The sequence below is a fragment of the Mucilaginibacter sp. L3T2-6 genome (assembly GCF_030519355.1).
GTDB lineage: Bacteria > Bacteroidota > Bacteroidia > Sphingobacteriales > Sphingobacteriaceae > Mucilaginibacter.
Map to the genome: position 1 here is coordinate 13363 of NZ_JAUMKC010000007.1, position 18401 is coordinate 31763.

Here is an 18401-nt window from a genome sequence, read left to right on the forward strand (position 1 = left end):
TATGGAACAAACGGCGATCAAGGCTATTGGCATCAATAAATGGTTTCGCGATCAAACAGACTTTCGCGTACTTACCAATGTAACCTTTTCGGTTAACAAAGGAGAGTTTGTATCGGTTACCGGGAAATCGGGCTGCGGGAAATCCACATTGCTGTACATCCTTTCCACCATGGACACCGATTACGAAGGCGATCTTTACCTGGATGGCGCAAGCATGCGCGATAAAAAAGAGCAGGAGCTCGCTGTGGTTCGTAATGAAAAGATCGGGTTTGTTTTCCAGTTTCATTATTTGCTTAATGAGTTCACCGTATTAAAAAATGTAATGCTGCCCGGCCTGAAGCTGGCAAGATATACAGCGCATGAAGTTGAACACAAGGCATACGAACACCTTAAAATGCTGGGGATAAAAGATGAGGCGCTGAAATACCCCAACCAGCTATCGGGCGGGCAAAAGCAGCGGGTGGCAATTGCCAGGGCGCTTATTAATGATCCGCTGATTATAATGGCTGATGAGCCAACCGGAAACCTCGATAAAAAGAATAGCGAGGTTGTGTTTGATATTTTCAGCGAGCTTGCACACAAATACCATCAAACGCTGCTGATAGTTACACATGATAATGATTTTGCTTCACGCACCGGGCGGATAATTGAAATGGTTGACGGGCAAATTGTGGGCAGTTAGTTAAACCGACACCGGGCTCTGTGAACTAATAAGCCCCCTACATTTCTGCAAGAGGCTTATTGTTAATCGATCAATTGATCAGTTCTTAGCGCAGCAATCCGATTGTTCTGAACAGCTGCCCTTCTCTGTGCATGCTTTAGTGCATTTGGTGTCTTTGCACTTGGTGCAGGTTTCCTGTTTTGCTTTTTTTGCATGCTTTACGGGGCCGTCAACGGCCATAACAGATGCACATGCCATAGCAATGGCAATTATGCTTAAGCTTATTTTTTTCATTCTAAATTCTTTTAAATGTTTACGATAAATATTAGGCAATCATAGGCAGAGTGCTCATGGTTTTAAACGTAAACTTCTGGCGGCTGCCAGCCGGAGGCGTGATATTCAGACAAAGCGCCCATTTTATAAGGAGTAACCGGCTTGTCAACAGGATAAAAAACCGCTTTCAGCGCAGCAGCGGGGGTGACCGGCAAAAATCCGCAGATACTACAGGAAAACATCAGTGCACATGACGTTCCGTCGCAAGCGTTAACCGGTGTTTGTTTTTTGCTGTGCTTGCACATTTCTTCGCAGGCGGTTTTTTCGCAATGTTTGCTGGCATTGTTGTCGTGCAGGCTGATGACCCCTCCGAAAGAAGAGAGAAACAGCACGCAGGTTACAAGTGTTAATGCCAGTAGCTTCATTGACACAAATTAAGCGATTAATACCCTAACACGCCAAATGGTATTGTCAGTTTAAGGTCTTTTATTATCGCTTGAGATAAGAAGAGCATTTTTTTATTTGCAATTTTATATATTAATCGTAATATTGCAATGTATTTATGGGATTAACCAAGACAGAAATATTTACCGAAGAGCAAAACCGGCTGGCCACTATGTTAAAAGCATTAGCCCATCCGGCACGCATTGCCATTTTACAGCAAATAATAAATGCAAATGCTTGTATTTGCGGCGATTTGGTGGATGAGTTGGGTTTAGCACAGGCCACTATATCGCAGCACTTAAAGGAATTAAAAAATGCAGGTTTAATACAGGGAACTATCGAAGGAGTGAGCGTTTGCTATTGTATTGAGCCGAAAGCCTGGGCAAGCTTACAAAAGGAGTTAAACGGTCTCTTCATATCTTACAAAGACCCGAGCGGTTGTTGCTAAAATTTTTTACTCTTATTAATCGTAATATTGCAATTAAACAATAATATTTATGGAAACGTCAGAAAAAGATTTAAAAGAAATTGTGCGGCAGAAATATAGCGAGATAGCCCTTCAGGATAAGGAGACCAACCAGGCGTCCTGCTGTGGGTCTGGCTGCTGCTCATCTGAAGTATATAACATTATGAGTGATGACTACAGCACCCTGAACGGTTATAATCCGGACGCAGATTTGGGTTTAGGCTGTGGGCTGCCGACTCAATTTGCTCACATAAAAAAGGGTGATGTGGTAATAGACCTCGGCAGTGGCGCCGGAAACGATTGCTTTATAGCGAGGGCCGAAACAGGTGAAACCGGCAAGGTTATAGGCATAGATTTTACAGAGGCGATGATTGCAAAGGCCCGCGAAAACGCCGAAAAAATTGGGTATAACAATGTTGAATTTCGCCTGGGCGATATTGAACACATGCCGGTAAGCGCCAATACAGCTGATATTGTGGTGAGCAACTGCGTGTTGAACCTCGTCCCCAATAAAAACGGTGTAATCAAGGATATCTTCCGGGTGCTAAAGCCAGGCGGCCATTTCAGTATATCCGACATTGTTTTAACCGGCAACCTCCCCGATAAAATTAAAAGCGCAGCAGAAATGTATGCCGGCTGTGTTTCGGGCGCTATTCAAAAAGATGAGTACCTGGGCTTAGTTACCGTCAACGGCTTTACCAATATCAGCCTGCAAAAAGAGAAACAGATAGTGATACCGCAGGATATATTGAGCGGTTACCTGTCGGTAGAGGAGATAGCCGACTTTGAAAATAACGGCGCCGGGATATACAGTATTACCGTTTATGCAGAAAAACCTGAAGCAAAAAGCTGTTGCGGACCTGATTGCTGTAAATAATGAAAAAGTACGTAGCCGAAGGATTAGGAACCTATGCGCTCGTGTTTTGCGGCACGGGCGCAATTATCATCGACCAGCAAAGCGACGGCGCAGTTAGCCACACAGGCATTGCTTTTACTTTTGGTTTAATTGTAATGAGTTTGATTTATGCACTCGGCGATATATCTGGCGCACATTTTAACCCGGCGGTTACTATTGCGTTTACTGTTGCAAAGAGGTTTCGGTTAAGGCAAGTACCGCCATATATTATAAGCCAGCTATCCGGCGCAATACTGGCGAGCGGCACACTAAAACTATTATTTCCTTATAATGAGCTTTTGGGCGCAACGCAGCCTTCCGGCGCCGTAGTGCAGTCGTTTATTCTTGAGTTTATATTAACTTTTTTGCTGATGTTTGTTATTATGCAGGTAGCAACAGGCAATAAAGAAAAAGGTATAACTGCCGGCCTTGCAATTGGTTCGGTAGTTTTGCTTGAAGCCATGTTTGCCGGCCCAATTTGCGGTGCTTCCATGAACCCGGCACGCTCCCTTGCGCCGGCAATAGTTTCGGGGCATACAGAGCATTTATGGCTATATCTTTTAGCCCCGGTACTTGGCGCCGCCGCCGCTATCCCGGTATCTAAGTATTTATTGGCTGAAACACCAGCTCCAGGAGTATCATGAAAATTATAAACGCCAGTAACCACCGGAATGCTTTAATTCAACTGTTGGAAACAGAAAAATTACCTTCAGGCGATTTGCCGGACGACTTGAGTGATTTCATCGCCATAATTGTGAACGATGAATTGATTGGTGCGGCAGGCATTGAAAAATATGGTAATTATGCATTGCTGCGTTCCGTTATTGTGGCTGCACATTATCGTAGCCGCGGAATTGCCGGGGAATTGATTGACAATATAGAATCGCTGGCCAGGCAAAATCACCTGCAAGAATTGTTCCTGCTAACTGAAACTGCACAAAATTATTTTAGCAAAAAAGGCTTTAGGATCATCGACAGAGCGGACGTTCCGGAAGCAGTAAAACAATCTTCGGAGTTCAGTCATGTTTGCCCGGTTTCTGCCATCGTTATGAAAAAAAGTCTATTCTGAATTTATATGAAAAATGTATTAGTGCTTTGCACCGGTAACAGTTGCCGAAGCCAGATAGCTGAAGGATACCTGCGATATTTTGCAGGAGATAAAATTAAAGCATACAGCGCAGGCATTGAAACGCATGGCGTTAACCCTAGGGCTGTCGAAATTATGAAACAGGACGGCGTAGATATATCCAGCCATACATCAAACAACATTGACGAGTACCTGGATATTAAATTTGATTATATAATAACTGTTTGCGACAACGCGAAAGAGAGCTGTCCTTACTTTCCCTCAAATGGAGTTAAGCTGCATTATAACTTCCCTGATCCGGCTAAGGCCAACGGTACGGAAGATGAAATTATGATGGAATTCAGGAAGGTTCGTGATATGATTAAGGCTTATATCCACGACTTTGCCGAACAATATATTAAACCCTGATCACGCTATATTCGTCGCTTCAGCGTCAGCAAAACATCGTCCTTTTTACCGTCGTGGTAGACCTCCAGTAAAAAGTTGCGCCCGTTTTGCGACTTGAACAGGTTGTCGATTTGCTCAATGCTCATGTTCTTAACTGGCTTTATGTTGATGGCAAGTATCTCGTCGCCTTTTTCCAGGCCTATCTGGTCAGCAGGAGAGCCGGGTTCCACACGGCTGATGATGATGCGATTTAAATCTTCACCGCCGCCATAATATTCCATACCGCTCATGTCGTGTTCATAGGGCTGGTTAAAGTTTGGCCCAGGCTTTAAATACAGAGCACTGTCAGGATAATCTATCACCATCGAGAAGCGCTTCATTAAACCCATGCCCAGGTTCCCGTCGCGTTTAATTGATAGCTTTTTAAATTGCTCGCCCTGGGGGAATGATGTAATCAGGTTTTTTATTTTGAACTTTCCAATATCAAGCTCCGCAATCCTGCCCAAAAAGCCGCTTACTGGCCCCGTAAGTCCAACACCAAGATTAGCAGTTATATGTTTTGCGGGCAAGCCTTTACCTTCAGATATGTTTTCGAGCGAAAGCGCGTGCCCGGCGCCAATGTCAAGCACCAGCTTATTGTCGGCCTTATGCCCGTCTGTAAAAGTAACTTTGGCCTTCACATATGGCTTTCTGTCCTCTACCGACATATGTACTTTCGTCCCATTTTTCTGCCGTTTTATATCCTTGGGTCTCCAAACCGAGAGAGTGCTGTCTGCATAATCAATTTTAACCGCCAGGTTATTAAAAAACTCGTAACCCAATAACCCGTGAATAGGCATGCCAGCATAATTGGAAAGGCCGAAATGATCCGTCTTTAATATTGCGGCAGCAACGTCGTAGCTCCGTAAGCTCCGCACGCGAATATCCAATGCCGATGTGGCGTAGGCTTCGTAATCGTCTCCCTCGCCTATGCCGGCAATCTTTAGTGTCCGCCTGTTCGGGATATTCAATGAATCTACCAGTTTAGGATCGGTTATCAGCATTAGCCCCACGCCGGTGTCTAAAATAAAATTAAAAGGACCCTTATTATTAATATTCAATTGAATGATGATCATCTCCCTTACCATTTTAAACGGTATGGTAACATGCTTGCGCTTATCGGTAAAATCAAAATATTGGGCATTGGCCGCAAAACCCCAGCAGCAAAATAATAAGAGCAGAACAAGGAAACGCAACGCAAAACTTCGATGGTGCGCGCTTTTTATATTATGAGATGATATGATCAACAACGGTTATATTTGGTGACTAAAAGTACGGATTAATCGCATAAAATTAACACGGATGCAACTAAAACTACATGTACCAATAACGCTGTTTTGCTGGTTATTGGTATTTTTTTGCACCTCCTGCGCCTATAACACAAGGCGAGCAAAAATAAAAAGGCAGTTTACGCATAGTGCATTATTGAGGGGTCATTTTACAGGATTTGCCCTGTTCGATCTGGATGACCACAAAATGGTGTACGAATTGAATAGCGATAAGTATTTTAACCCGGCATCAAACACTAAGCTTTTTACCTTTTATGCCAGTCTGAAAATGCTGGGCGATTCTATTCCTGCGTTGAAATATGTTGTTCGAAACGATTCATTGATATTTTGGGGCACCGGCGATCCTTCGTTTTTACACAGCGATTTAAAAGGGGTAAAAGGCTACAGCCTTTTAAAAAACAGCGGCAAAAACATTTATTACTCGCCGGTAAGCTATACCGGAAACCTTTATGGTCCGGGTTGGGCATGGGACGATTATAACGACTATTACCAGGCCGAGATAAACGACCTGCCGCTGGAAAATAATGTGGCCCTGATTTATGCCGATGAACACGATTCACTGCAAATAAAACCTGGATACCTGAGAAAGCATTTAAAATGCGACAGCGCCTACCGTCCGGCTAAATTTCATATCAGGCGCGATATCTTAAGCAATACCTTTTTTTATCCTTTTATGGCGTTACCAAAAGGTTTTAAGCAGGAAGTGCCCTGGAAAACCGGCGCCGAACTAACTGCGGAATTATTACAGGACACACTAAAGATGCCGGTAACCATTGTCCATCAACCGTTGCCGGCAGACGCAAAGGTACTTTACAACACTAATGCCGATACGGTTTACCGCCATATGCTGCAGCCCAGCGATAATTATATTGCCGAGCAACTGTTGCTGGCTTGTTCATCCACAAAGTTTAACACACTCAATACCGATTCGGTTATCAACTACGCAAAAAAAAATTTACTGAACGATCTGCCTGATGCGCCTGTTTGGGTCGATGGCTCAGGACTTTCACGCTATAACCTGTTTACTCCCCGGAGTATAATAAAATTATTATGTAAGATACAGGAGGCAGTTAATAACGAAGAGCTGCTGCACAGCATGCTGGCGTCGGGAGGTTCATCGGGTACAGTAAAAAATGCATACATTACGGCAAAAGGCCAGCCGTTCGTATGGTTAAAAACAGGCTCTTTCTCTAACAACTATAACCAGAGCGGTTATCTTGTTACTAAAAAAGGCCGACGCTTTGCATTCGTATTCATGAACAACAACTTTACTGAGCCCACGAGGATGATTCGCGATGAAATGGTGAGAATTGTTACATTTATACATGATGGGTATTGATTAATCAGGTTACCATCCGCTACTTACTTAAGTCTTATCAGCTACGGTCCCTCCTTCTTCACAGGTTTCAATGCCCCCTTTAAATCAGGGTTTTGGGCGGGCAGCGTTGAAACGTCCTTTAGTATCTCGGTTTGCTGTACATGCACGGCATAGTCGGCAGGCTCAATACGGCTGCCAATGGCTTCTGCATACACCTGTGTAAACTCGGCGCCAATATACAATATCGCCGCTGTGTAGTATATCCACAAAAGTATCACCATGATAGACCCTGCCGCGCCGTAAGCCGAGCTTTTGGCGGTGTACTGAATATACAGACTGATAAGATACTGGCCCAATACAAAAAGGATTGCGGTGAAGAACGCCCCCATTCTTACATCCCGCCATTTTATCTTCACGTCGGGCAAAACTTTAAAGATGATACCAAACAGCACCGTAATGATAATCAGATTAATGCCAAGGTTAACCAAATTGATAAGCAGTTTGGTAACCACCGGCAAAAAGTGTGTCACCCAATCGCTGAGGGCACTCATTATTACACCAACGATCAGCGATGCCAACAGTAAAAAACCGAGGCTAATAATTAATGAAAAGGAAATAAAACGATTTTGAACAAGCCTTAGCCAGCCCTTTTTGGGCTTTGCTTTTACGCGCCAGATGATATTCAGTGAATCTTGTATCTCTACAAAAGTGCTGCTGGCGCCTAATAGTAAAGTTACGATGCCTATGGTAACTGCAATGTGCGATTTACCTGAAAGTGCCAGATTTTTTAAAATATCTTGTATCTGCAGCGCGGCTTGTGAACCCACATAATGCGCTATCTGAGGGTAGAGCCGGTGGGTGGCAGCGTCGTGCCCCCAAACCAAACCCGCAATAGATATAATAAGAAAAAGTAGTGGCGCTATAGAAAAGATGGTGTAATACGCGAGCGAGGCACTTAATTTCAGCCCGTTATCATTGATGAACCCCATAAAGGTTGCCACCAATATCTTCCACCATTCTTTTAAATATCCTGTGCTGAAAACTTTCATGCCTTTTTGAAATGCCATCGCAAATACAATTTACCGTCCCTTTTCAATTGTTTTTATAACAATATTTTGCAGGCAAAAATGTTTGCAGGAAGTTTTTAATAACATTAAATGACAGAAAACGGGACGTCTAGTAAAGGGTATTTATTCCACCCGTTAAAATCATAATGCCACCACTCTGTCGCTATTACTTTAAAGCCATGCGCTTGCATAACGCCTTTTAATAACTCACGATTTTCAATCTGTTTAGGCGATAAGCCGGTATAGTTAGCGGCCGCTTTTTTGCTGAAACTGTCGAAACCGGTAGGCATATCAAGTTCTTTGCCTGTTTTCAGATCAATAAGGCTAAGGTCGATTGCGCAGCCGCGGTTATGCTTAGAACCTTTACGAGGATCAGCAACAAAATTGGTATCGCGGGCGGTCTCATAAAATTTAACAGTGATAGCGTACGGACGATAAGCATCGTAAATTTTAAGCCCGAGCCCTCTTGCTTTCAAATCGTCCTGCACGGCTTTCAGTGCTAAAACTACAGGTAACCTTGCAAAAGCCCTGGCCTGCGGATACATCACCTTGTGTGTAAAATTATTAGTGGTAGCGTAGCGAATATCGAGCGCTATACCCGGAATATACTTATTGATCTCGGCCAACCGGGTTTCAGGGTGCTTTTTTACATCGGCGGCATATTGCTTAGTACCCATTACTTTCCCACTGCCGATATATTTATAATGTTGTGCCGAAGCTATTTTTAAAGTAAATAACAGGAATAAAGTTAGTGTAAGGTGTTTCATAATCAGCGATGGGAAATGATAAGTAAATCCAGGTCCTTACACGGTATAGAAAATCTTTCGCCGATATGTTTATTTGTTAACTGCCCTTTATAAATATAAACAGACTCGCGCATTCCGGCTCTGGCCCAAATCAAATCTTTAAGACCGCCATGCTCCCCAATATCCAGTAATATCGGCGCAAAAATATTCGTAAGTGCGTAAGTAGCAGTACGGGCAACACGCGACGCAATGTTAGGTACACAATAATGTATTACGTCATGTTTGCGGAAAACCGGGTGGGTATGGTTGGTTACCTCCGAAGTTTCGAAGCAGCCGCCCTGATCAATACTCACATCTATTATTACCGAATTAGGTTTCATGCGGCTAACTGTAGCTTCAGATACAATGCATGGGCTTCGGCCATCTTCAGCGCGCATGGCGCCTATGGCAACATCGCAGGTAGTGATAGCTTTTTCAAGAACAATGGGTTGTACTACTGATGTAAATACGCGGGTACCTATATTGTTTTGCAGGCGGCGTAATTTGTAAATAGAGGGGTCGAATACTTTGACTTCGGCACCAAGAGATATAGCAGTCCGGGCCGCGTACTCGCCCACTGTACCGGCTCCTAATATTACAATCTCAGTAGGCGGCACACCCGTTACTCCCCCAAGCATCAGGCCCTTTCCGTCAAACACGTTACTCAAATACTCGCCGGCGATGAGAATAGAAGTAGCGCCAACAATTTCGCTCATTGCACGCACCACGCTTAAGGAGCCGCCTTCATCCCGCAGGTGCTCAAAACATAAGGCAGTGACTTTCTTATTAAGCAGTGCGTGTACTGCTTCGGCCTTCAGGGTTGAAAGTTGAAGAGCAGATATCAACTTTTGGCCGGGTTTCATCATCTCTATCTCGGCCATGGTTGGCGGGGCGATTTTTATGATGATATCGGCCTCGTAAACCTTTTTGGTATCATAAACAATTTGTGCACCCTGTTCGGAATAATCCTTATCCGAAAAATTCGCAGCCTTTCCGGCATCGCTTTCTAATATTACCTCGTGGCCGTTATTCACCAACAATGCCACAGATAACGGGGTTAACGGTATGCGGTTTTCCTGAAAGCTTACTTCTTTGGGGATACCGATGTACAGCTTGTTCTTTTTGTTTTTAACCTCCAGCATCGATTCCTGGGGCTGCATCAACGCCTGTTTGGCAAGGTCCGAAAATCCACTGTATTTCCCTGAACTCATTCTATACTAATTTCTGGCTGATGAAGTTAAGCAAAAACAGTTTAAGTTTAAATTAAATTCGCTCAATTATTACGCTGCGTGAGTTATCGGGCTGAACGACTACCTCCACCTTGTTATAGTGTTCGGGCAAAAGGTTTGGTATTTTTTCCGGCCATTCTATAAAGCAATAGGCATCCGAGTAAAAATACTCCTCATAGCCCATATCGAGTGCCTCCGTTTCGGTTTTAAGACGGTAAAAATCAAAGTGATAGATATTATTGTCCGCACTAATATATTCGTTAACTATCGAAAAAGTAGGGCTTGTAGCAGGCTCTGTTACGCCAAGCTGCCCGCATAAAGCTTTAATAAGCGTAGTTTTCCCGGCGCCCATGTCGCCATAAAATAAAAAAATGCGGCTGTCGGCGGCAGATGAAATTATTTCATTTGCAATGAACGGCAGTTCGGCGGTGGATGTGGCTATTAGATGCATAAGACTTCCGGCAGACTTACAAAGTTCTAATACTTTGTAAGTGCTATAATTACACTTTGTTATTGCGGGGAACGAAAGCGCTCGCAATGAGAAAGCGGTCAGCAAATTTAATACTTTTTACTTGGGCCCGTAAACAGCAACCGGTATAATCATTTCCTCTAAAGATATACCCCCATGCTGGAAGGTTTCGTTATAAAAATTAACAAAGTGGTTGTAGTTGTTAGGGTACACAAAGTAGCTGTCTTCCTTGGCAAATACAAAACTTGAACTTACATGCAGCTTAGGCAACATGGCATCATGCGGGTTGCGAATGTGAAACACCTCCTTTGGGTTGAAGTTAAGGTTCTTACCTTGCTTATAACGCAGGTTGGTATTGGTGTTACGGTCTCCAACGATCTTGCTTGGGTTTTTCACGCGGATCGTACCATGGTCGGTTGTAATTACCACCCGCGCTTGCTTCGATGCCAGGAATTTTAATAAATCATACAGAGGGGAGTGCTCAAACCATGACAAGGTTAGCGAGCGATATGCCGCGTCATCGCTGGCCAGTTCGCGTATCATCTGCATGTCGGTGCGTGCATGGCTCAGCATATCCACAAAGTTATACACCACCACGTTTAGCTCATTTTGCATCAGGTTGCTTACAGACTCGTTGAGCGCACGGCCCTCATCTATATTCAAAATTTTTGTGTATGAGTGTTTTACATCCCGGCGCAGTACGCGTTTAATCTGGTCTGTTAAAAATTCACCCTCATAAAGGTTTTTGCCGCCCTCGTCCTCATCATTCTGCCACATTTCGGGATACCGCTTTTCCATGTCCAGCGGCATAAGGCCCGAGAATATGGCATTACGGGCATATTGAGTTGCAGTAGGCAATATGCTATAATAAGTATCTTCGTCCTCCAGGCGGAAATAGTCTGTTATAATAGTATTAATAATTCTGAACTGGTCATAACGGAGGTTATCAATCAAAATAAAAAATACCGGGCCTTTACCGTCAAGCAGTGGAAACACTTTCTTTTTCAAAAGTTGCGATGAGTTAACCGGCGCATTTTCGGGCTCTTTCAACCAGCGCAGATAATTTTTTTCGATGAATTTGCAAAACTGTACATTAGCCTCTGCTTTTTGCAGCGTAAGTATTTCGTGCATACCAGCGTCTTCCAGCTTTTCGAGGCTAAGCTCCCAGTAAATAAGCTTTTTGTACACATCCACCCACTCCTGGTAGCTCAGGTTATCGTTCAGCGTCATGCCTAAGTTACGGAAATCCTGCTGGTAGGCCATGGTGGTTTTCTCCGTAACGAGGCGCTTATTCTCGGTAAGCTTTTTAATGGTGAGCTGTATCTGTTTCGGGTTTACCGGTTTAATCAGGTAGTCGTCAATCTTGGAGCCAATGGCATCCTCCATCAAATATTCTTCCTCGTTTTTGGTGATGAGTACAATCGGCACATCATTGTTGATATTCTTTATTTGTGACAATGTCTCCAGGCCGGTAAGGCCGGGCATGTTTTCGTCCAGAAAAACCAGGTCGAAATGGTTATTTTTGAATGCGTCGACCGCATCGTTGCCATTAGTAACAGTAGTGACTTTGTAGCCTTTTTCGGTTAAAAAAAGTATATGTGGCTTTAAAAGGTCGATTTCGTCATCGGCCCATAAAATATTGGTATCCTGCATGGTAATATAATATTATTTATTCTGAACCGGGATTAAACCTATTAGCTGATTTACCGAAGTGTCCTGAATCTTTCTAAAATCTGTGGGATCACTGCTAAATCAATGCAATCGTTTTAAAACCGGTAAAATCAAAGAAATATAACTACAAAACACGGGTTTTTGTTACGGATTTTTAAATGATTAACATAAATTAACAATTAAAAGACAGGCCTTTTACCATTATTTAACATTTTTGCACAGCTAAGGAACACATTGAATAAAAAGAAAATTATAAACGATCCGGTTTACGGATTCATTAACATCCCGACCGACCTGGTGTTCGACCTGATTGAGCACCCGTATTTTCAACGGCTGCGATATATCAAGCAGGTGGGTATGACGCACTTGGTTTACCCGGGCGCTCTGCATACCCGTTTCCATCACGCGCTCGGCGCAATGCACCTGATGGGCATGGCCATTGAAACTTTGCGCAGCAAAGGCCATGCTATAAGCGACGATGAGGAGGAAGCAGTTACCATTGCGATTTTACTGCACGACATAGGACACGGCCCGTTTTCGCATGCGCTGGAAGAAAGCATAGTTGAACACATCTCGCACGAGGATATTTCAACCATGATCATGCAACGCCTTAACCGGCAGTTTAACGGTCAGTTAAGTCTGGCCATCGAGATTTTTGAAGATAAGTACCCTCGCCGCTTTTTACATCAGCTCGTATCAAGTCAGCTGGATATGGACCGGATGGATTACCTGAACCGGGACAGCTTTTTTACCGGCGTTTCGGAAGGTGTGATCAGTTCCGACCGGATCATTAAAATGCTGAATGTAGTGAACGATGAAATTGTGGTGGAAGCCAAGGGCATTTATTCTATCGAGAAATTTTTGATAGCGCGGCGGCTGATGTACTGGCAGGTTTACCTGCATAAAACAGTGATAGCCGGTGAACAATTGCTGGTGAAGATATTAAAACGAAGCCGGGAGCTTGCCCTACGCGGCGAGGAGGTTTTTACAACCCCTGCGTTAAGCAAATTTCTGAAAAAACCTGTAACCCGCGACGAGTTTTTGAACGAGGACCATTACCTGGATACGTTTGCAAGTTTGGATGACACTGATATTATGGCGGCCGTAAAAGTTTGGGCCACGCATCATGATTTTGTGCTATCCACGCTATGCACCCACCTTATTCATCGCAACCTATATAGGGTGGATATTACCAATACGCTACCAGATGCCGGCTTTATAAACGACCTGCTGCAAAAAGCACAAAAAAAATATAACATCAGCGGGCAGGATGCATCATACTTCGTGTTTACAGATGTTATACGTAATAAGGCCTATAAATCTGACGACGGTAAAATCTGCATCCTGATGAAGGACGGTTCAATAAAAGATATTACCGAAGCCAGCGACAACTCCAACCTGGAAGCGCTTGTGAAGACGGTGGAGAAATATATTGTTTGTTTTACTAAAGAGTTGATTGAGTTGGATTAGTTTGAATGAGTTTATTGGCGTCTTCACCCAATCCACCACTCACTTAATCAACCTAATCAACTCATTTGCTTACCTAACTAAATACACATAAATTTGCCCGATGCAATTTACCGCACAAAAAATAGCTCAAATGCTTAACGGAACCGTTGAAGGCGACCCTTCAGTGCAGGTAAATCAATTAGGCAAAATCGAAGAAGCCGAAGCCGGCTCGCTATCGTTTTTGGCTAATCCCAAATACGAACAATACCTTTATACCACAGGCGCGTCTATCGTTATCATCAATAACGACCAGGTTTTGGCCGAGCCGGTTAAATCAACGCTAATTCGCGTAGATAATGCGTATATGGCAATAACCGCTTTACTGGATGTTTATAACAAGCTAAAGCTCGATAAAACCGGCATAGAACAGCCAAGCTTTATCCATCCGACAGCCACCATCGGCGAAAACGTTTATATAGGCGCTTTTGCTTACATCGGCCCCAATGTTAAGGTGGGCAACAACAGCAAAATATACCCGCAAACTTATATTGCCGACGACGTACAGTTAGGCGAAAATGTTACCCTGTTTGCAGGAGTACGGATTTACTTTGACTGTAAAATAGGCAACAACGTTATAATACACTCCGGCACTATCATTGGCGCTGACGGCTTTGGTTTTGCTCCTGCCGGTGACGGCACTTATAGTAAAATACCTCAAATAGGCAATGTAGTAATTGAAGATGATGTGGAAATCGGCTCCAACACTACCATTGACAGGGCAACAATGGGCTCTACTATTATCCGCAAAGGCGTTAAACTGGATAACCTGATCCAGGTGGCGCACAATGTAGAGATCATGAGCAATACCGTGGTAGCAGCACAAACCGGCATATCAGGCAGCACCAAAGTGGGCGAAAATTGTATCATCGGCGGGCAAGTGGGTATTGTAGGGCATATCAGCGTAGCTAAAGGGTCGCAGGTACAGGCGCAATCAGGCATCAGCCGCACGTTGAGCGAAGAGAACAAAAAATGGATGGGCTCGCCCGCGCAGCCATACACCAATCACATGCGGTCGCAGATTGTCATCAACCGCCTGCCTGACTTAGAAAAGAAAATTAACGAGCTTGAGAAAATAATTACAGAATTGAAAAATGGTCATTAGTCACCGGTCATTAAGATTGGCATCTTCGACAGGCAGCCAGACTAATGACCATTGACAGATGACTAATGACTAGCAAATGAACGTAAAGCAAAGAACAATAAAAGCACCGGTTTCAGTTTCTGGTACTGGTTTACATACCGGGCAAAGTGTAACGCTTACCTTTAACCCTGCGCCGGAAAATCATGGATATAAATTCAGGAGAATAGATCTGGAGGGCTCGCCTGTGATTGATGCCGATTGTGACAACGTTACAGATACCTCGCGCGGTACCACTATTACCCAAAACGGCGCCAGCGTAAGTACTATAGAACACGTGTTAGCCGCCCTTGTTGGCCTGGAGATTGACAACGTGCTAATTGACATGGACGCCCAGGAAACACCAATAATGGACGGCAGTTCGATACAGTTTGTTGATGCTATTAAGGATACCGGCTTTATTGAGCAGGATGCCGACCGCGAATATTACCACATCCCATATAACATTCATTACTCCGAGCCCGACCGCAAGGTAGAAATGGTTGCCATGCCTTTGGATGATGATTACCGCTTTACGTGTATGGTTGACTATAACTCGCAGGTATTAGGCAGTCAGCATGCCAGTATATCAACTATAGGCGAGTTTAACAAGGAGATTGCATCCTGCCGCACCTTCTGCTTTTTGCATGAGCTGGAAATGCTGCTGCAACATAACCTGATTAAAGGCGGCGACTTAAACAATGCCATTGTGGTGGTTGATAAAGATGTTGACGAGGAAGAACTGGCCCACCTGGCACGTGTGTTTAACCGAAAGGACATTAAAGTGGCTCCGCAGGGAATATTAAACAACATAGAGCTGCGTCACCAAAACGAGCCTGCCCGCCACAAGCTATTGGATATGATTGGTGACCTGGCGCTGGTTGGCGTTCCGTTAAAAGGCCATATTATGGCAGCAAGACCTGGTCATGCGGCTAACGTAGCTTTCGCCAAAAAAATCAAATCACTTATAAAAAAAGAGCGTAGCCGTAAGCACATAAAAATTTACGACCCTAACGCTAAACCGGTGTACGACACCGTTGATATAATGAAAATTTTGCCGCACAGGCAGCCTATGTTAATGATAGATAAGATACTTGACTTAACAAAGAGCCACGTTGTAGGGTTGAAAAACGTAACCATGAACGAAGACATATTTCACGGGCATTTCCCGGATATGCCGCTGTTTCCTGGTGTGCTGCAAATTGAAGCAATGGCGCAAACCGGCGGAATTCTGGTATTGAACACCGTGCCCGACCCGCAAAATTATATTACCTTGTTCCTTAAAATAGAGAATGCACGGTTTAAAGCGCCGGTGGTACCGGGCGATACCATTATATTTCACTGTAATTTAATTGCGCCAATAAGGCGTGGCATTGCTCAAATGAAAGGCATAGGCATGGTAGGCGAAAAGATGGTGGTTGAGGCCGAACTAATGGCACAAATAGTTAAAAAAACGAAAACTGAAGAAGCATGATCCAGCCCCTGGCATATATACACCCGCAGGCTAAAATAGCCGACAATGTGGTAATTGAGCCATTCGTTACCATACACAAGGATGTTGAGATTGGCGAAGGGACATGGGTAGGCTCAAACAGCACTATAATGGACGGCGCCCGCATCGGCAAAAATTGCCGTATATTTCCAGGTGCGGTAGTATCTGCCCCCCCGCAGGATTTGAAATATAAAGGAGAACAGAGCACCGTATCAATTGGCGACAACACTGTCATCCGTGAATGCGTAACCCTTAACCGCGGCACCGCACTTGATAAAAACACTACTACCATCGGCGCCAACTGTTTGCTGATGGCTTATGTGCACGTGGCGCACGATTGCGTAATCGGTGACAATGTTATTATTGCCAATGCCGTACAATTGGCCGGCCACATCAATGTGTACGATTACGCATTCATCGGCGGCACATCTGCAGTTCATCAGTTTGTGGAAATCGGCGCACACAGCATGATATCCGGCGGTTCGCTGGTCCGTAAGGATGTTCCGCCTTATACCAAAGCCGGACGCGAGCCGCTGTCTTACATCGGCATTAACTCGGTAGGACTGCGCCGCAGGGGTTTCTCTGCTGCCACCATTAACGAGATTCAGGAAATATACCGCATCATCTTCCTGAAAAAATACAACATTACCAAAGCCCTGGATATTATCGAAGCAGAGTTTAACCCAACTGTTGAGCGCGACGAGATCATCAACTTTGTACAAAACTCGCAAAGAGGCATCATGAAAGGGTTTGGCGCAAGCTGATAAATGAGTTGGCAGTAAGCAGTCGGGGTTGCTCAGCCAAAAAACTGTTAACTGCAAACTGCTTACTGCCGACTGTTACTGACTATGACGATATCCCTCCAAAACATAGGCCGCCGTTTTAACCGCGACTGGATTTTCCGGGGGATAGACTATACCTTTTCGGGCGATAATTCCTATGCCATATTAGGCCCTAACGGCTCCGGAAAATCAACTTTATTACAAGTGATTAACGGCAGCTTGGCGCCATCAACCGGTAAGCTAGGCTATAACTTTAATGGCGTGGTGATTGAGGTGAGTGATGTATTTCAGCATTTAAGCCTGGCTGCACCATATCTGGAGCTAATTGAGGAATTCACTTTAAGCGAGGTTATCGACTTCCATTTTAAATTTAAGCCTTATAAAGCCGGATTCGGCAGGGCCGAAATAGTTGAACTGCTGGGTATGCAAAGCAGCAGAAATAAAATGATTCGCTATTTTTCATCTGGTATGAAGCAGCGTCTCAAGCTTGCGCTCGCCTTTTGCGCTGATACACCCCTGCTGATGCTGGATGAGCCTACCTCCAACTTAGATACCCAGGGCCTAGACTGGTATCTCTCCCTTGTGGAAAAATACGCCGCCAACCGGTTAACTATCATTTGCTCTAACCAGGAACACGAATATAATTTTTGCAGGGAAAGGTTGTGTATAGCGGATTACAAGTAGGCTCATAAACACCCAGTAGCCCCCAAATACAGGACACCTTTGTGGAAGATCCGGTTCATTTTAAAGATCTTATACGTTTAGGGTTTTTTTGAAATTTCATAACCGCGCCTAAATCGGGATCATCAGAAGTAGGCTTTCATAATAATTTTCTTTAAATTCTTTCCCACCTTGTTCCCAAGATGGGTGATTTTGTAGCAGATAAGGTAAGTAACGAACAAACGTTTGAAGCTGATTTAATACTTATTGCGAATTTGGAGAGCGATTAAATCAAACCACGTAATATTTCTAATCTATTGCTTGGTGCACCAGGAGATAAGAAGTCGGGAATAGTATTTGGGTTTCTTCTTGGGCGATTAAGGAACTCAACAGGCCATTCAGTAATTCTTTGTTCCATCACATGTACATATTTATTAGGTTCAGGCTCATCTAAATATTCTTTTTGCAAAATAAGAGCTAAGGGATTTTCAGCTCCTTGATTTTCTTTTGAAAACTCAAGGGCTTCCACATAGTTGTCGAAAACATAATATTAATCATCCCCGTCATAAAGATCGGGAGCCCCGTCATGCGGATGAAGCCATACTCGGTATTCCAGCACATCGTCCCAAACATAGCCCCCTCCAGATTTTACCAACGCAGGATATGTTCCAATTAACTCTTTATTTTTAACTTTGGGATACTCTGACATTATCTATGCTTGATATTTCACCAAGTTAAGAAAGAAATCAAAATAAGAAAGC

At 43.9% G+C, this 18401-nt stretch carries 22 protein-coding genes; 12 read left to right on the forward strand and 10 right to left on the reverse strand.

Annotated elements, in window-relative coordinates; genetic code table 11:
• Window position 1 precedes the first annotated feature (1 nt).
• Window positions 2-682, forward strand: coding sequence for an ABC transporter ATP-binding protein (locus Q3W13_RS09680; RefSeq protein ID WP_302863299.1), 681 nt, complete (start codon window positions 2-4; stop codon window positions 680-682).
• 78 nt (window positions 683-760) lie between these two features.
• Here the strand turns inward: Q3W13_RS09680 and Q3W13_RS09685 are convergent, their stop codons facing one another.
• Complete coding sequence (locus Q3W13_RS09685; protein ID WP_302863300.1) at window positions 761-955, reverse strand: hypothetical protein; 195 nt, start codon at window positions 953-955, stop codon at window positions 761-763.
• Between the two features lie 62 nt (window positions 956-1017).
• Window positions 1018-1359: a hypothetical protein gene (locus Q3W13_RS09690; RefSeq protein WP_302863301.1), complete on the reverse strand. Its 342-nt coding sequence runs from the start codon at window positions 1357-1359 to the stop codon at window positions 1018-1020.
• A gap of 137 nt (window positions 1360-1496) precedes the next feature.
• Here Q3W13_RS09690 and Q3W13_RS09695 point away from each other — a divergent pair, with 137 nt between their 5' ends.
• From Q3W13_RS09695 to Q3W13_RS09715, 5 genes are read left to right on the forward strand one after another with little or no spacing between them, the layout of a single operon-like run.
• Entirely contained in the window at window positions 1497-1826 is a 330-nt protein-coding gene (locus tag Q3W13_RS09695; RefSeq protein ID WP_302863302.1) for a helix-turn-helix transcriptional regulator, read from the forward strand.
• Window positions 1827-1875: 49 nt separating this feature from the next.
• Entirely contained in the window at window positions 1876-2721 is an 846-nt protein-coding gene (locus tag Q3W13_RS09700) for an arsenite methyltransferase (RefSeq protein WP_302863303.1), read from the forward strand.
• Complete coding sequence (locus Q3W13_RS09705) at window positions 2721-3383, forward strand: MIP family channel protein (protein WP_302863304.1); 663 nt, start codon at window positions 2721-2723, stop codon at window positions 3381-3383. The genes Q3W13_RS09700 and Q3W13_RS09705 overlap by 1 nt, the downstream gene beginning before the upstream one ends.
• The gene (gene arsN2, locus Q3W13_RS09710; protein WP_302863305.1) at window positions 3380-3808 is read left to right on the forward strand and encodes an arsenic resistance N-acetyltransferase ArsN2; all 429 of its coding nucleotides are present in this window, start codon (window positions 3380-3382) and stop codon (window positions 3806-3808) included. The genes Q3W13_RS09705 and arsN2 overlap by 4 nt, the downstream gene beginning before the upstream one ends.
• A gap of 6 nt (window positions 3809-3814) precedes the next feature.
• On the forward strand, window positions 3815-4234 hold the full coding sequence (locus Q3W13_RS09715; protein ID WP_302863306.1) for an arsenate reductase ArsC: 420 nt from the start codon (window positions 3815-3817) through the stop codon (window positions 4232-4234).
• A 5-nt stretch (window positions 4235-4239) separates the two neighbouring features.
• On the opposite strand, the gene Q3W13_RS09720 is transcribed toward Q3W13_RS09715, so the two are convergent.
• Window positions 4240-5448, reverse strand: coding sequence for an aspartyl protease family protein (locus Q3W13_RS09720; RefSeq protein WP_302863308.1), 1209 nt, complete (start codon window positions 5446-5448; stop codon window positions 4240-4242).
• 106 nt (window positions 5449-5554) lie between these two features.
• Between Q3W13_RS09720 and Q3W13_RS09725 the strand changes: the two genes are divergently transcribed.
• Window positions 5555-6880, forward strand: coding sequence for a D-alanyl-D-alanine carboxypeptidase/D-alanyl-D-alanine-endopeptidase (locus tag Q3W13_RS09725; RefSeq protein ID WP_302863309.1), 1326 nt, complete (start codon window positions 5555-5557; stop codon window positions 6878-6880).
• Window positions 6881-6921: 41 nt separating this feature from the next.
• On the opposite strand, the gene Q3W13_RS09730 is transcribed toward Q3W13_RS09725, so the two are convergent.
• From Q3W13_RS09730 to Q3W13_RS09750, 5 genes are all read right to left on the reverse strand, one after another.
• Window positions 6922-7926 (reverse strand): YihY/virulence factor BrkB family protein, encoded by a 1005-nt coding sequence (locus tag Q3W13_RS09730; RefSeq protein WP_302863312.1) that lies wholly within the window; start codon window positions 7924-7926, stop codon window positions 6922-6924.
• Window positions 7927-8012: 86 nt separating this feature from the next.
• Window positions 8013-8693, reverse strand: coding sequence for a M15 family metallopeptidase (locus tag Q3W13_RS09735; RefSeq protein ID WP_302863314.1), 681 nt, complete (start codon window positions 8691-8693; stop codon window positions 8013-8015).
• Between the two features lie 2 nt (window positions 8694-8695).
• Window positions 8696-9922 (reverse strand): alanine dehydrogenase, encoded by a 1227-nt coding sequence (locus tag Q3W13_RS09740; RefSeq protein ID WP_302863316.1) that lies wholly within the window; start codon window positions 9920-9922, stop codon window positions 8696-8698.
• A gap of 52 nt (window positions 9923-9974) precedes the next feature.
• Window positions 9975-10391, reverse strand: coding sequence for a tRNA (adenosine(37)-N6)-threonylcarbamoyltransferase complex ATPase subunit type 1 TsaE (gene tsaE, locus Q3W13_RS09745; RefSeq protein WP_302863318.1), 417 nt, complete (start codon window positions 10389-10391; stop codon window positions 9975-9977).
• A gap of 117 nt (window positions 10392-10508) precedes the next feature.
• Complete coding sequence (locus tag Q3W13_RS09750) at window positions 10509-12062, reverse strand: bifunctional response regulator/alkaline phosphatase family protein (RefSeq protein WP_302863321.1); 1554 nt, start codon at window positions 12060-12062, stop codon at window positions 10509-10511.
• A 252-nt stretch (window positions 12063-12314) separates the two neighbouring features.
• Here Q3W13_RS09750 and Q3W13_RS09755 point away from each other — a divergent pair, with 252 nt between their 5' ends.
• From Q3W13_RS09755 to Q3W13_RS09775, 5 genes are all read left to right on the forward strand, one after another.
• Window positions 12315-13550: an HD domain-containing protein gene (locus Q3W13_RS09755; protein ID WP_302863323.1), complete on the forward strand. Its 1236-nt coding sequence runs from the start codon at window positions 12315-12317 to the stop codon at window positions 13548-13550.
• A 100-nt stretch (window positions 13551-13650) separates the two neighbouring features.
• On the forward strand, window positions 13651-14691 hold the full coding sequence (gene lpxD / locus Q3W13_RS09760; protein WP_302863324.1) for a UDP-3-O-(3-hydroxymyristoyl)glucosamine N-acyltransferase: 1041 nt from the start codon (window positions 13651-13653) through the stop codon (window positions 14689-14691).
• A gap of 76 nt (window positions 14692-14767) precedes the next feature.
• Window positions 14768-16180: a bifunctional UDP-3-O-[3-hydroxymyristoyl] N-acetylglucosamine deacetylase/3-hydroxyacyl-ACP dehydratase gene (locus Q3W13_RS09765; protein WP_302863326.1), complete on the forward strand. Its 1413-nt coding sequence runs from the start codon at window positions 14768-14770 to the stop codon at window positions 16178-16180.
• On the forward strand, window positions 16177-16962 hold the full coding sequence (gene lpxA / locus Q3W13_RS09770; protein WP_302863328.1) for an acyl-ACP--UDP-N-acetylglucosamine O-acyltransferase: 786 nt from the start codon (window positions 16177-16179) through the stop codon (window positions 16960-16962). Before Q3W13_RS09765 ends, lpxA begins: the two co-directional genes overlap by 4 nt.
• Window positions 16963-17046: 84 nt before the next feature.
• A complete protein-coding gene (locus Q3W13_RS09775; protein WP_302863329.1) occupies window positions 17047-17664 on the forward strand; it encodes an ATP-binding cassette domain-containing protein in 618 nt (205 codons plus the stop codon).
• A 262-nt stretch (window positions 17665-17926) separates the two neighbouring features.
• On the opposite strand, the gene Q3W13_RS09780 is transcribed toward Q3W13_RS09775, so the two are convergent.
• Window positions 17927-18169 carry a hypothetical protein gene (locus Q3W13_RS09780; protein ID WP_302863330.1) on the reverse strand — a complete coding sequence of 81 codons (243 nt, stop codon included), beginning with the start codon at window positions 18167-18169 and terminating at the stop codon, window positions 17927-17929.
• Between the two features lie 21 nt (window positions 18170-18190).
• Window positions 18191-18349: a hypothetical protein gene (locus Q3W13_RS09785; protein WP_302863332.1), complete on the reverse strand. Its 159-nt coding sequence runs from the start codon at window positions 18347-18349 to the stop codon at window positions 18191-18193.
• Between the last annotated feature and the right edge of the window lie 52 nt (window positions 18350-18401).